This window comes from Paenarthrobacter nicotinovorans (assembly GCF_021919345.1).
Classification (GTDB): Bacteria; Actinomycetota; Actinomycetes; order Actinomycetales; family Micrococcaceae; genus Arthrobacter; species Arthrobacter nicotinovorans.
The window spans coordinates 18,804-31,941 of sequence record NZ_CP089294.1 but is presented as its reverse complement, the minus strand read 5'-3'; the positions used below and the strand labels follow the sequence as shown (position 1 = coordinate 31,941).

12 protein-coding genes and 1 pseudogene are annotated in these 13,138 nt (G+C 61.5%); 6 read left to right on the top strand and 7 right to left on the bottom strand.

Annotated features, from left to right (window positions below):
• Window positions 1–954: a glycoside hydrolase family protein gene (locus tag JMY29_RS20290; RefSeq protein ID WP_016359375.1), complete on the top strand. Its 954-nt coding sequence runs from the start codon at window positions 1–3 to the stop codon at window positions 952–954.
• A 1-nt stretch (window position 955) separates the two neighbouring features.
• Window positions 956–1,750: an alpha/beta fold hydrolase gene (locus JMY29_RS20285; protein WP_016359374.1), complete on the top strand. Its 795-nt coding sequence runs from the start codon at window positions 956–958 to the stop codon at window positions 1,748–1,750.
• Window positions 1,751–2,194: 444 nt separating this feature from the next.
• Here JMY29_RS20285 and JMY29_RS20280 read toward each other — a convergent pair whose 3' ends face one another.
• From JMY29_RS20280 to dprA, 4 genes are all read right to left on the bottom strand, one after another.
• Complete coding sequence (locus JMY29_RS20280) at window positions 2,195–2,341, bottom strand: hypothetical protein (RefSeq protein WP_016359534.1); 147 nt, start codon at window positions 2,339–2,341, stop codon at window positions 2,195–2,197.
• Between the two features lie 189 nt (window positions 2,342–2,530).
• Window positions 2,531–3,550: a DUF4192 domain-containing protein gene (locus JMY29_RS20275; protein WP_016359533.1), complete on the bottom strand. Its 1,020-nt coding sequence runs from the start codon at window positions 3,548–3,550 to the stop codon at window positions 2,531–2,533.
• Window positions 3,551–4,134: 584 nt separating this feature from the next.
• Window positions 4,135–4,458 carry a hypothetical protein gene (locus JMY29_RS20270; protein WP_016359532.1) on the bottom strand — a complete coding sequence of 108 codons (324 nt, stop codon included), beginning with the start codon at window positions 4,456–4,458 and terminating at the stop codon, window positions 4,135–4,137.
• Between the two features lie 66 nt (window positions 4,459–4,524).
• Window positions 4,525–5,433 (bottom strand): DNA-processing protein DprA, encoded by a 909-nt coding sequence (gene dprA / locus JMY29_RS20265; protein ID WP_016359531.1) that lies wholly within the window; start codon window positions 5,431–5,433, stop codon window positions 4,525–4,527.
• A 622-nt stretch (window positions 5,434–6,055) separates the two neighbouring features.
• Here dprA and JMY29_RS20260 point away from each other — a divergent pair.
• Window positions 6,056–6,661 (top strand): ATP-dependent DNA ligase, encoded by a 606-nt coding sequence (locus tag JMY29_RS20260; protein WP_016359530.1) that lies wholly within the window; start codon window positions 6,056–6,058, stop codon window positions 6,659–6,661.
• Between the two features lie 551 nt (window positions 6,662–7,212).
• Here JMY29_RS20260 and JMY29_RS20255 read toward each other — a convergent pair.
• Entirely contained in the window at window positions 7,213–8,652 is a 1,440-nt protein-coding gene (locus JMY29_RS20255) for an Abi family protein (protein ID WP_016359528.1), read from the bottom strand.
• 569 nt (window positions 8,653–9,221) lie between these two features.
• Window positions 9,222–9,332: pseudogene (locus JMY29_RS20250) on the bottom strand (helix-turn-helix domain-containing protein); the annotation flags it as partial.
• A gap of 237 nt (window positions 9,333–9,569) precedes the next feature.
• On the opposite strand from JMY29_RS20250, the gene JMY29_RS20245 reads away from it, so the two are divergent.
• The 3 genes from JMY29_RS20245 to JMY29_RS20235 are packed head-to-tail and all read left to right on the top strand — an operon-like array spanning window position 9,570 to window position 11,570.
• Window positions 9,570–10,268, top strand: a complete 699-nt coding sequence (locus JMY29_RS20245) for an adenylate/guanylate cyclase domain-containing protein (RefSeq protein WP_016359526.1) — start codon at window positions 9,570–9,572, stop codon at window positions 10,266–10,268.
• A gap of 34 nt (window positions 10,269–10,302) precedes the next feature.
• Window positions 10,303–11,001, top strand: coding sequence for an adenylate/guanylate cyclase domain-containing protein (locus tag JMY29_RS20240; RefSeq protein ID WP_016359525.1), 699 nt, complete (start codon window positions 10,303–10,305; stop codon window positions 10,999–11,001).
• On the top strand, window positions 10,998–11,570 hold the full coding sequence (locus JMY29_RS20235) for a Pycsar system effector family protein (protein WP_016359524.1): 573 nt from the start codon (window positions 10,998–11,000) through the stop codon (window positions 11,568–11,570). The genes JMY29_RS20240 and JMY29_RS20235 overlap by 4 nt, the downstream gene beginning before the upstream one ends.
• A 129-nt stretch (window positions 11,571–11,699) precedes the next feature.
• Here the strand turns inward: JMY29_RS20235 and JMY29_RS20230 are convergent, their stop codons facing one another.
• Complete coding sequence (locus tag JMY29_RS20230; protein WP_016359523.1) at window positions 11,700–12,671, bottom strand: hypothetical protein; 972 nt, start codon at window positions 12,669–12,671, stop codon at window positions 11,700–11,702.
• Between the last annotated feature and the right edge of the window lie 467 nt (window positions 12,672–13,138).

The following is a 13,138-nucleotide window of genomic DNA, read 5'->3' as shown; positions in this document are numbered from 1 at the left end:
ATGCTCGCCCCTGAAGACCGGTGGATCTGGGACTTCTGGCACGTCCAGGACCACGGTATCCACCACCTTTACTACCTGCAAGCACCAAAATCACTCGGCGACCCCGAACTCCGCCACCGCAACGCCACCATCGGCCATGCCACCTCGACGAACCTCATCGACTGGACCGAGCACGGCACCGTGCTCCGCCCAGGAGGGCAAGGAACAGTGGACGCGACCGCGACCTGGACTGGCTCCGTCGTCCGCGGGGACGATGGTTTGTGGCGGATGTTCTACACCGGTTCCGCCTTCCTCTCCCCTGACAGCGCGACCAACGTTGAGACGATCGCGGTGGCGGTTTCCTCGGATCTGCACCACTGGGCTAAAGACGACACGTTCGCCCTGGCAGCCGATTCGGCCTGGTACGAAAAGCTCGGTGACTCCAGTTGGCCCGAAGAAGCCTGGCGGGACCCGTGGGTCTACCGCGACGAGACCGGACTTTGGCACATGCTCATCACCGCCCGCGCCAATACCGGCGAAGTTATGGAACGCGGCGTCGTAGGCCACGCCACGTCACAGGATCTACGAGCATGGACCGCTCGCCCGCCGCTGACCGGGCCCGACGAAGGGTTCGCCCACCTAGAGGTCATCCAGCGGGTCAGCATCAACGACCAGACCTTCATGATCTTCTCCGCCCATGAGACCGTTGTCGCCGCCCAGCGTTGCGATCGGGCCCATGCGACCGGCACATGGGCCGCGGTCTGGACCGACCGCATTGAGCTGGAACATGCCCGGAACATCACGGGCCCCGAGCTGTACAGTGGCCGGGTGATCGCACATAACGGTCTGCCGGTACTGCTCGGATTCCTGCTCGAGTTTAGCGGCCAAGGATTTATTGGCGGTGTCAGCGACCCGGTGGACCTCGAAGGTCTCCTGCTAAAGTCCGGACTGCTCTCTCCGCAGAGGGCAGGCTGAAATGCCTACCACTCCCTCCGGTATCTACTGGGAATCCCAGGGACCTGTCGCCGCCCCGGCTGTCCTGCTCATCGAAGGTTATACCGGGCAGCTGATCGGGTGGCGGGATGCCTTCTGCGATCTTCTCCTCGCCCAGGGTTTGCGGGTTCTGCGGATGGACAACCGCGACGTTGGTCTCTCCCGGCGCGAAGACGGGAACTACATGATCGCGGACATGGCTGACGACGTCATCGATGTCATTGCTGACGCGGACCTCGGGAAAATCACGATCGTTGGGCAGTCGATGGGCGGACTCATTGCCCAGCACACAGCGCTCGGATACCCCAACATGGTCACCGGCCTGGTTCTCTTCTATACAACGCCCGTACTCGACGACATCGATCCCGGGATCCTGACCGCGGAGATTCCGCGCCCTCAACACCGGGAGGATGCCATCGCCTCGTTCCTGGAAGGCGACCGTGCCACAGCCTCACCGGCATGGGGTTACGACGAGGCCTGGAAGCGGGAACTGGCAGGCCGCATGTTTGACCGTGCCCCCGACCGCAGCGGCTTATCCCGGCAAAGGAACGCAGTTGCACTGTTGCCTGATCTGCGGCCGAGACTTACTGAACTCACGATGCCGGTCGCACTCATACATGGCCGGAACGACGCCCTCATCCGAGCCCGTGGATCCCTGAGGATCGCCGAAGTCGTCCCCCAAGCTGAACTGCACCTCTACCCAGGTATGGGCCACGAAATCGCACCAGCGCTCTGGGACGAATTCGTCGCCATCATTACCCGCATCGCTGTGTGCTAGACCGGAGCTTTGCGGACTGCCAGGAGCTTGAGCTGGAGCGGAACCGTATGATCCGAAGGACAGCCACAAAAAGACGTCGTAGACAACGGGCGGGGCCGGGCACGGCGGAGCTCTGCGACGACGGGACCGGCCCCAACCGCCGGCCACGGAAGCGAAGAGGAGTGGACGCCTTTCCCGGTTCGCCCGGCGAACCGCCCACACCCAGCACCCCACGTTCCACCCCAGGCGAGGACCAGTGTCGGGGGCCGCGCCACCTGCCGGAACCCGAAGGCCTTCTTGTGCGGGCGGCGGTCCGCCGCCGGCAACCTCCGCCCGCGCCGCCACGACGGCGGACCGCCGGATCCCTTGGGATGGCGGAAGAGCCGGCACCTAGGTGGTGTCGGCTCTTCCTGTTTTCCCTCAGCAAAATGAAACTTGTAGGTGCAGCATCGCCCGCTGCAGGGGTTAGGACTCTTGCGGGTTTTTCTCCCAGGAGATGTCCACAGGCGTGGATGTCGGGTCCAGAGTGAGCATGCTCAGTTCCAGGATGTCTTCAGCGTGGGTGTTCCCGGTGGGCGCGTCGTCTTCGGTGAGGATCAAGTCGTGGCTCATGCGGGTTGCTCCCTGGCGGATCGTGGAACCGGTGATTCTTCCACTGTAGCCCGGCGCCAGGATCGCATGCGGTTGGGGTGTGGCGTCGCCCGCGTCAGCGTTATCGGCGGCCGGAGGAGCGAAGCGGGGGAGGCCGCCGACGCGCCGGTGGGGCCGGAACCGTTGCCGGTCCCGGCCCTCCTACAAGGCTTAGGGCTTTTTGTAGCCGGTGGTTTCGTCGGCTGCGACGGGGGCGATCTTGCCGCCGCTGATGAGTTCTTCCATCAGTTCGGCGAGCCGGTACCCGGGCATGTCCTCCAGTGCGGCGGTGAAGTGTTCGGCGGCGACGGAGGACTGGCCTTTGAGGTAGTAGAGCCATCCGATCATGGTCAGCAGGGGCGCCCGGTAGGTTCCCGGGGCCGCGCTGATCAGTTCACGGGCCGCGTCCGTGGCCCCGTCAACCCGGGCCCAGTCCGGGCGGATGCCCTCACCCAGCAGGAGGTAGCCGGACCCGTCCGCGGTGGTGCGGTCGGGTTCGATCACGGTGCACATTAAGGTGTCGCGCAGGGCCGGGTACTGGAAGCAGGCCAGCAACTGCACGGCCGTTTCCGCGCTGATCCGTCCGCTGCAGGCAATGGCCTCGGCCCAGAGACCGATGCTGTTGCTCGGCTCGTTGGACTGGACCATCTGCAGGGCGTTGTCGATTTTCCGGCTGGTGTCGGCCGGGCCGTTGAACGGCGGGTAGGTGGTGCCGGGGGTGTCTTTGTAGCTGCTGCCGCGGTAGATCATTTCGGCGTTCAGTTGCCCGTCGGTGATGGCCTCCAAGGATTGGATGGGGCAGCACCGCAGGTCATCGCACAGCAGGTTCTTCCAGTGCCGGGAGGTCACCAGCCACGCGTCCTTCAGCGGTATCCCGGCGGCGTCGAGGGTTTCGACGATTGCTTCGACGTGGTCGTTGAACGGGCGAGGCGCGCCGTTGGTGGCGGGCTGGTCGGTGTAGACGGCCAGCACGGCGCCGTTCGCCTGGCCGTCCAGTGTGAGGTAGTCGGCCATCGCCCGGGCGAAGACTGCGGTGTTGGTCTCCTGTGGGGCGTCCACGCGCAGGGTCGCGCCGAGCATGTTCGTGCGCATGGTGATGAACACGAAGGATTCTTTGGGCGCAAAACCGAGGGTGTGCGGGATGAAGCTGAGGATGTCGGCAGGGCTGGTGATGCGCAGTTCGTTCATCATGGGTTCTTCTTTGTCCTTTGCTGAGGATTTTGGTGGGTGGGGCGGCTCTGGTGAGTGGCCAGCTTCCCCTTCCCCCCGGATCGTTGTTTTGGCTGCTGGCGAAGCTTGCGGAGCTGTTCCCGACGTAGGCCCGTCTACCCGCAGGGCAAAGGGGCAGGAAATTTCCCGAAAGGAAATCAGCGACGCAGGAGCGCCGCAGGGACATTTCCCGCCACCGCAGGCCCCGGAGTTCACGGAGGGGCTAGAGGGGCCGGAGCGGGAACGTACAATCCGAAGGACAGCAGCCAAAACGTCGAAGACAAAGACAGGGCCGGGGTGTGCAGGAGCCCTGCGACGGCACACACAGGCCAACAGCCGGCCACGAAGCGAAGCGCAGTGGACGCCCTTATCCCGGATCGCCCCGGCGAACCGCCCCTAACAGCACCCCACCCGTTCCACCCAAGGGGGACAGGGTCGGTGGGACGCGCCACCCATCCGAGCCCGGTGGCCGTCTTGTGCGGTTGGCGGTCCGCCGCGGGCAACCACCCACCCGGCCCAGCACGACGGCGGACCGCCCGCCCACCGTAAGGCGAACGGTCCACCCATCACTTGTGTGTGCGGGGGTCGGTCATGTCGTGGATGGCGCGGTCGATGGTTTCGTGCTCGCGTTCCAGTTCCTTGCGAAGCGGTTCGTCTTCGGTGAGTTCGGCCAGTTCGAGCAGGACCTGCCAGGTGTCCATGGCGGCGAGCAGCTCGGGCGTGAACACCTCATCGGCTACCTCGTTCCCGTACAGGCCGAAGCGGTAGAAGGCTTCGGTCATGCCCGGGTAGCCGATCCGTTCGGCCGTCGCGGCGGCTTGCTCCCGCTGCAGGGATTCGTAGTGGGCCTCGTAGTCGACGTTGTCGTCCTCGTCCCAGAAGTCCGTCATTGTGTTCCTTCTCCTTCCAGGGGTTGTGGTGGCCGGGACCGTTCGGGGTCCCGGCCACTGCGGGGTTTAGCTGGCGAGGAGTTCGGCCAGTTCGGTGGCGTCGGATACCAGTGCTGCGCCGCCTTCTTGGATGAGCCGGTGGCAGCCGGCGGAGTTGGCGCTGTGGACCGGGCCGGGGACGGCTGCGACGTGGCGGGCGATGGTCTCGGCCTGGTGGGCGGTGTGCAGGGCACCGGATCGCCAGCGGGCCTCCACAACACAGGTCGCCCCGGCCAGCGCGGCGATGATCCTGCCGCGCTGGAGGAACCTGTACCGGGTCGGTGCGGTTGCCGGGGGCTGTTCGGAGACGATCAGCCCGCGGGCGCGGATTGCTGCTGCGAGGTCGGCGTTCCCGGCCGGGTAGTCCCGGTCAAGGCCACCGGCGACAACGGCGATCGTCGCCGGTCCCTCACCGGTGAACCCGGCCAGGGCGGCCCGGTGGGCGTGCGCGTCGATCCCGTAGCCGAGACCGGAGACGATGCAGATCCCGCGGCCGGCCAGCTGGTGGGCCATCTCGCCCGTCACGGCGGCGCCGTAGCTGGTGGAGTCCCGGGACCCGGTCAGCGCGACCGCCCGTTCCGGGGCCGGGACACCGTTCTCGATGTCTCCGCGGTACCAGAGCCCGTACGGGGCATCGGGCAGGTCGTCCAACCCTGCCGGCCAGTGCTCATCCCCGGGGATGAGGAACCCGCCACCCAGGCGCTCCATGGTGGCGAGGTCCTTCTCGGGGTCGATGTCGGGCAGCCGGACCCGCCAGCGCTGCAGCCCCTCTGCCAGTTCGGTTTCGGTGATGTGGGCGAACGTGTGCACGGGCTGATCGCCGGTGACGATGCGGAGGGCGGCGTAAGCACCGAGGGCGCCGACCAGGGCGCGCCCGGTCTGGTCTTGGGGATCGAACAGTCGGGTCAGGGCGGCGCGGGCGGTGCGGTCGTTCATGATATTTGTCCTTTGCTGAGGATTTTGGTGGGTGGGGCGCTCGTGGTGGGCGGCCAGCTTCCCCTTCCCCCCGGATCGTTGTTTTGGCTGCTGGCGAAGCTTGCGGAGCTGTTCCCGACGTAGGCCCGTCTACCCGCAGGGCAAAGGGGCAGGAAATTTCCCGAAAGGAAATCAGCGACGCAGGAGCGCCGCAGGGACATTTCCCGCCACCGCAGGCCCCGGAGTTCACGGAGGGGCTAGAGGGGCCGGAGCGGGAACGTACAATCCGAAGGACAGCAGCCAAAACGTCGAAGACAAAGACAGGGCCGGGGTGTGCAGGAGCCCTGCGACGGCACACACAGGCCAACAGCCGGCCACGAAGCGAAGCGCAGTGGACGCCCGAACGGGGTGCGAGCCTTAGCGAGCATGCCCTACTCCCCTGACGGCCCGCAGGGTGGGTTGGTACGGTGGGAATGTCCCGCCGGAGACGCCCCCATGTTGCCGGCGGGACACCCCCATTGAAGTGGACGGCCGACCGGGAAGCCCTCAGCAGACAACCCCGGACAGGTGCGACCGGAGAAGCTTTACAGCCCGGGAGCGCAGGCGAGGGGCCGGTGCGGGTCTGGTCCTTTAGGCTGGGCGCATGGACGAGTCCATCCCGCGGGCACTGCAACCACCGGTGGCTGTTGCCCTTGCGAAACTCGTCAGAACCTTCCCCGGCCCTCGCGCGTTGCCGGGCGGCCTCTGGGCCGAACCCAAGTGGGACGGCTATAGAACCGTCGCCCTCGTGGAACCGGCCGGGGTGACTCTCTGGTCCCGGCAGGGCAAGGAGCTCACACGGATCCTGCCGGATCTGGTGTCAGCTATGGAGGCGCAGGTGCCCCCTGGCGTGGTCCTCGATGGTGAGGCCGTCATATGGAACGGGGACCGGCTGGACTTCGAAGCGTTGCAGCGCCGCATGGTCACCTCCAAGGCGGCGCTGCCGGCCTTGGTCCAGGAGCTCCCGGCGTCCTTCGCGGCCTTTGACGTCCTCGCCGTTGCCGGGCAGGACATCAGGGATGTTCCCTTCTCGGGACGCCGGAAGCTGCTGGAGGAACTGGCCCGGGACTGGACTGCCCCCTTGAACCTCTCCCCCGCCACCACCGACATGGACCTGGCAAAGGACTGGTTGAAGGACCTCTCGGCCACCGGCGTGGAAGGGCTGGTGTTCAAGGGAGCCTCGCAACCGTACGAGGGTTCGCGGTCCTAATTGAAGCTGAAGAGCAAAAACACCTTTGACGTGGTGTGCGCGGCCCTCATCGGTCCCATCACGATGCCGCAAACCATCATCGCCGGCCTTCCGGTCGGTAGGCAGCTGGCGATTGTGGGCCGCTCCACCCTGCCGTCCACGCGGAGAGCGCGGGAGCTCGGCCGCCAGCTCCACCCGGCAAGGCCAACGACTGGCCGCCAGGCCGCAACAAAGAATCTCCCAAAGTATGGGTGCAGCCCGGAACGTGATCGTGTCGCGGTTTCGGTTACTTCTTTCGGAAACGTGGTTCTGCAGCGGGCTGCCAGATGGATGCGCCTTGCGGCGCCTTTCGATTGTACGGTTTCTACAACGTCCCAAAGATCGCTCACATGCTTGGCACAGGGACACCGCTAGTGAGACACTCCACCTCGTTTACGGAAGGAGGTGACAGTCAGTTCGTGATGGCCCGTTTGTGCTGATTCTGATGGCCAGCGACCGTTGCGTACGTACGGCAGCAGTCTCAAGCGCGGCCCTTGATTGGTTTCAGAAGATGGGAAAGATACCTCTCAGTGTTATGCCCTCTCAGAACTCGCAAAGTCTCTGATCGACTGCTGAGTCAATATTTCGTCCACGACTTCTTCGGTAAGGGAACCGGCCTCTAGGGCCTCCAAAGGAGTATCGCCCAAGAGCTTTTCCGCGGGCGATAACCACCAAGAAGCAGCAATCCAGGGATTACTTTTGGCATCAATACGTGCATTTGCATAGGCGACGAGTGGGCGTATCTCGTTACGAACTACATCCAATTGAAACAGCGGGAAGTCGTAGGCCCCTCCCTCCTCAAGTTGCAATGCCATCAGCTGACTTCGTGATCTGCGCCGGCGAACCTCCGTCGCTGCGTCTTTCGGTGGCATTTCGGGGGCGATAATTTGACCTACGTCACTGGTCCTTACGCATTCGAAGCTCTGTCTCAGCCTTCGGCGCTCCGCGGTTTCAGGGTCGACTGCCTGAATGTACTTCAGATCCCAAATTGATTCCTGACGCCAGTTTTCTGGAAAACCCATCTTGGTCAGATCAACCCGAGAGCTGTGCTCATCAATAAAATCGAGCAAGTCTCGACGCCAATGCGAGTCGGGATTGCTAATCAAGAGTAGGTACGCCATCACTGCCAGCGACGCGTATACCCTGTTCTTGGAATTCTCCGCGTGCCTGAGCTCTTCGATAGCGGTCAATTCCTTGCCCTGAACAGCCATGTTCTTGTTCCATAAACGTGCGTGATGTGCACAGGTATTTCGGATGTAGTTCAGGTTGGCGATCCAGCCAGCAAGAGCCTTTCCATTCCCACCTGCAGCGTCGGCAAAGCCAAAGCGCTCAGCGATCTGATTTCGGTGGTTCGGCTTGAGTCCCGAATACAGATAAGACATACCACCGAAGTCAAGAATCTCCGTGACAACCCATACTGGAAGCCTACCCCCGTACTTTGTCTTGAAGTGCTTTACAAACTCTTCCTTTGAGTTTTTTTCCAAACTCCGAACTTTTGCCATCCATTTTGCATGTTCGCTCGCAAGCCATTGAGAACGTGCCAAGGGGTCTTCGGGGTCTACGACCTCGGTAAATGCAGCACTGAGCGAGTGCATATCGCAATGAGCATACGGGTGCCCCTCGCCCAGGACATGCCCTAATTGGAAGCGCATGGACACTTCGACCCGTTCTAGTCCGTCTAACACGAGAAGCTTCAGACGGCGATCAAACTCATACATATAGCGGACGTGGTCAAAATTTGCGCCGGCCACGAACCTACTAATTGCCTTAGTGGGAGGTAGGATTTGCGGGTCCGTGGTGGGTACGGGAACAATCTGGCGAAGGGGGAACCAGTACCCGCTCAGCCTGTAGTACCCGACATTCTGAAGGTAGCGGATCGCGACGTCTTCATCGACGATATCCAGACCCCGAGTTCGTAGCAGCTCTACCTGCTCCGGGACGGTCTTAAAGGGCTTGTCATATGAGACCACCATGTTAAAGAGAACCAGCCGTCCCTTCCGTACGGAAGCGGGCGGCTGGCCATGTTGGTATCGAGTATACCCCTGAAGTCGTCATACAGACAATTATGCGATGGGGATGCTGACCTTCTCTCATTGCAACCGCGTGGCAACCCGCTTGCCTTCATCGCTGGTTCCCCGGTGATGGAGAAGCTAGTCGGCTCCTGTCCGCGGTCTCGGGGGAGGTTAGCGGCTAGTGTCCTCGGAAGTGCACCTTCCCCCAACGGTAGGCTTTCTTCATTCCCAACAGAATTCCAGATCCCCAACGCGGTTATGTCAAGCAATGGAAATCGTCCCACTTCCTTAGAAGTGGGACACCTCCGTTGGGACACTCCCCCGCCCATACGATTCCTGTCGTTTTCAGAAGTCGGCTGCACTCTGTCTAGCGGAATCCGGGAATAGTGCCGAGGACTATGGACACGGAAAAGTCAGAAGTGGCGTGCACGGTGTTGCTTTCTGCGTCATAGTCCATTGCCCTTATAGTTGCATCGCCGGACGGCACCTGCACCAAATCTCAAAAACTGCTGTGAAGCCACCGTAGTGCCGGCTGCCGGCACCCATCTGTAGAGGGTAGGGACGGAGACGCCGAGGCTGGCGGCTACTTCACGGCGTGGTGTTCCGTGGTCGAGAAGCTTGCGGGCTGAGCGGATCTTGGATGCGTTTGCGGCCGCCCATGTCGGTAAGCGGGTGAGGAGGCTACCTCCCGCGAGGTCCGCAACTTTCAGACGCGAAGCCGGTCCACGCCCCGTGCTTTACTAGGCTGGAGTCGAAGAGCTGCCCGAGGCTGAGAGTACGCGGGCAAAGACCGATTCTTCAGACGGTGCGTTCCCAGATAGGTCCGGCGCCCTTCTTCATCTCTGCTGCTCAGACTTCCCATGAAAGAACCTACGAACATGTCATTACTCACTGACCTCCAGGACTATGCCAACCGGACACACGCAGGAGCGTGGACGACCCGCAACGGACAGAAGGTCCCCGCTACGGAAGACATCAAGCTCGGCAATGAGGCCGTGAAGGTCGACGCCACCGTCCTTTATGCCGATCTGGCAGAATCAACCCAGCTGGTCAAAGGAAAAAAGGACTGGTTCGCCGCGGAGGTCTACAAGAACTACCTCTACACCGCCGGAAGGATAATCCGGGCACATGGAGGCGTGATCACTTCGTTCGACGGCGACCGCATCATGGCCGTCTTCATCGGCAACACCAAAAACACCGACGCCGCCAAATGCGGGCTGAGGATCAATTGGGCGGTTCAAGAGATACTCCAACCCGCCATCAAAGCCAGCTACCCCAAGTCCACCTACGTGCTGAAGCAGAAAGTAGGGGTCGACACCTCTGCCCTGTTCGTCGCACGAACTGGTATCCGGGGAAGTAATGACCTTGTCTGGGTGGGAAACGCAGCCAACAACGCAGCCAAAATGGCGGCGCTTCCCACCACTTACTCCACTTACATATCAGCAGCGAGCTACAACATGCTCCTGGATTCCTCCAAGTACGGCGGACCCAACAAGAAGAACATGTGGACAGACCTCGGTAAAGATCAGTTGGGCTACACCATCTATGGATCGACTTGGCGCTGGAGCATTTCCTAACATCCGCCGGCACTGAGAGAAGGGACCCCTAAGCGTGGGACTGCAAGAACAAGTGGTGGAAGGCATCAACGGCGTGCTGGCACCCGGATGGGACATCCGCAATGGGCAGATCGTGCCAGAGACCACGGACATCGCACTCGGCAACGGAGCGGTACGGTTGGACGCGACCTACCTCTATGCCGACATGGCTGACTCCACGGGCCTGGCCCAGGGGCACCACGACTGGGCGGCGGCAAAGATTATCCGGTGCTACCTGAACGCGGCATCCCGAATCATCCGCGCCCGTGGAGGCAAAATCCGAAGCTTCGATGGCGACCGAGTCATGGGCATCTTCATAGGACAGGACAAGAACGCCCACGCAGCCAAAGCCGCCCTCAACATCTCCTGGGCCGTGAGAAACGTGATCAATCCTGCCCTCAAGAAAAAGTGGGACAGCCTTCAATGGACCATGGGGCATGGAATAGGTATCGACACAGGCACGGCGATGCTCGTTCGCGGCGGAGTCCACGGACAGAACGACATCATTTCCATCGGACATGCTCCCAGCGTCGCAGCTAAACTCAGCGAAATCCGTAGCGGCAACGCCATTAACATCACCGCTGCTGTCCTCCAAGATCTGAGCGATGAGACCCGGTACACGAAGGGCGTGGACATGTGGAGTTCGGCCGGCACCCACACCTACGGATCAAAATCGGTAACCGTTTACGGAACCACTTACCATTGGCAACCGTGATCACGTTCATCAAAAAGCAGCTGCGAAGAGCCGCACCGGCTGACCCCGAACCCGTCAAATCTGATAAAGAGGCGCTGGAGACCACTTGGAAGATACACGCAGCGCTGGTGGACTGGACCGGCAAGGTTGACGCCAAAGCCGCTTTCGCTGTTGCACTGGAATCAGCCGGGATCACTACCATCGTTGCGCTCTCCGCGGAGGGCCGCCTGTTTGGAGCCCTGCAGGGATGTCTGCAACAGGTCACCTACTACCTCGCTATAGTCGCGCTGGTAGTCGCCGCTGGTTGCGCCATGTGGGTTGTCATGCCGCGGCTGCGGATGCGCCACGTGGGGAAAGAATGGCCTGAGAACTTCATCTACTTCGGGCACCTTCGCTACTGGGACGCAGGACCGCTGCAAGACAAGATCAAGCAGACGGACCTGCTCCCGGTACTGACAAAACAGCTCATTGGCATGAGCCGAATCGCATGGACCAAGCATCTGCTGGTGAAACTGTCCATGATTTGCGCCTCCATCGGCGGGATCAGTCTGCTGACCTGCGGACTGCTCGTGCGGGCATCCATACAGTAGCGTTGCGAAGTGTCACACTGTCCCAGTGAGGGCAGTCAGGTACCACCCCCGCGATGGCGGTGGCTTGGCTTATCGGCAGCTCGGCCCAGCTCCCTCGCCGGCAGGGTGCGCGGTCCTCTGGGCCGGGAGCTAACGTGACAGTTCGTCCAGCAGAGCACGAAGTTCTTTGCTTTGTTCCAGGGCGAACTCTTTGCGCAGTTCCTCCTTGGCCAGCCGTCGCCGTTTCGACGCTGCGTTCTTCTCGATAGAACCGGATGCGAGAAGGTTTCGGCCGTGCATAGCCTTCTCTGGCACTCCTGGCCTCGCCGTCTCACCGGCAAGTATGGCGTTGCAGAACTCTTCCCCGTGGATCGAGCACCACCCGCTCTTCAATGATTGGCCAAACTGTTCATCATCGGGGATGTGTTCCAGCGTCCGTGCCTCCCAGAGCAAACTTGGTGATGCTGCTCTTGGATTACTGTCGTCGCATCCGCACGAGAACACGAGGTAGTCGTTGTCTTCGATTTCATCCCATACGCTTCCTGTCACCAGGATGTCTTCGGGGTCGGTTTGCTGCGCTGCTTTAGCTGCGTAATTTACCGGTTTGCCAGCCCAGACCGGCTCCTGCAAGTCGAGGTGTCTGGGTAATCCAACCTTTTTGACGAGGATCGAACCACTCGCGACGCCCACTTTGAACCCTGTGGATGGCGCTTCAGGCCACTTCTTCTCAAGCTTCTGCGTGAAGTCATGGCTGAATGTCCGGATGGAGATCGCTGCGCACATTGCCTTTTCGTATCTCCCTTCGCCCCAGAACAGCCCGAAACCACCGTCCCCCTGGATGTCGACGAAGTCCGCGCCGAACGCATCGAGGATTTTCACCACACCTCCTACACCGGCGTCATAGATGCTTGCGGTGCTGGCAGCTCGTCGGCCTTTCTCCAGGCTGGTAGAGGACTTCAGATCAAAGAAGACTGCAACGAGATCGCTGAGACGGTGCCAGGTTTTGGCGTCTACCGGCAGACTGTCCAAGTCCAGTGAACTTTTGTGCTCGACGGTGGGCATCCGTTCGAACCGGTCAGCGGTTCGCTTGCCAACAGCATCCAAGAGTTCTTCAAGTTCCACGACGTCTTGCTCCTTATTAGTTATTCAAAGATTAGCGTCCGGGCACGACAATATTGCGCCAGTGCAGTAGGCGAAGAGCATCTTCAATTACCCCGCAGAGTTGGGAGGTATGGCATCTAGCAGCCGGTTTGCTGAACTTCGTCGTTCACGCCCAAATCGTGTAAGGCAGCCCGGAATTTCGCGTCCAGCTCGCCAGGCGAACGTACAAGTTGATTGGACCTTTGGCATTCCAGGCCAACTCACGGATGATGGCTCCACGGCACGGTAGACGGGTCACAGTTCCCTGTAAGAGAGTGTGTCCATATTTAGGTGTCCCACTTCCTTAGAAGTGGGACACCCACCTTGGGTGCACTCGCAACCTCATCAGTTTCCGCAGGATTCCGCGAAACGTAACCGTCCCGTATGTCGTACCAAAAGTCAGGCAATAAGTCCGTGTAACGGAGACAACTTTTGGTACGACGCAGACG

Bases quoted from the DNA above. Each gene is read 5' to 3' on its own strand.
- JMY29_RS20260 (WP_016359530.1), top strand. From the start codon at position 6,056: ATGGACGAGTCCATCCCGCGGGCACTGCAACCACCGGTGGCTGTTGCC.
- JMY29_RS20280 (WP_016359534.1), bottom strand. From the start codon at position 2,341: ATGAGCCACGACTTGATCCTCACCGAAGACGACGCGCCCACCGGGAAC.
- dprA (WP_016359531.1), bottom strand. From the start codon at position 5,433: ATGAACGACCGCACCGCCCGCGCCGCCCTGACCCGACTGTTCGATCCC.
- JMY29_RS20285 (WP_016359374.1), top strand. From the start codon at position 956: ATGCCTACCACTCCCTCCGGTATCTACTGGGAATCCCAGGGACCTGTC.
- JMY29_RS20275 (WP_016359533.1), bottom strand. From the start codon at position 3,550: ATGATGAACGAACTGCGCATCACCAGCCCTGCCGACATCCTCAGCTTC.
- JMY29_RS20255 (WP_016359528.1), bottom strand. From the start codon at position 8,652: ATGGTGGTCTCATATGACAAGCCCTTTAAGACCGTCCCGGAGCAGGTA.
- JMY29_RS20290 (WP_016359375.1), top strand. From the start codon at position 1: ATGCTCGCCCCTGAAGACCGGTGGATCTGGGACTTCTGGCACGTCCAG.
- JMY29_RS20270 (WP_016359532.1), bottom strand. From the start codon at position 4,458: ATGACGGACTTCTGGGACGAGGACGACAACGTCGACTACGAGGCCCAC.
- JMY29_RS20245 (WP_016359526.1), top strand. From the start codon at position 9,570: ATGTCATTACTCACTGACCTCCAGGACTATGCCAACCGGACACACGCA.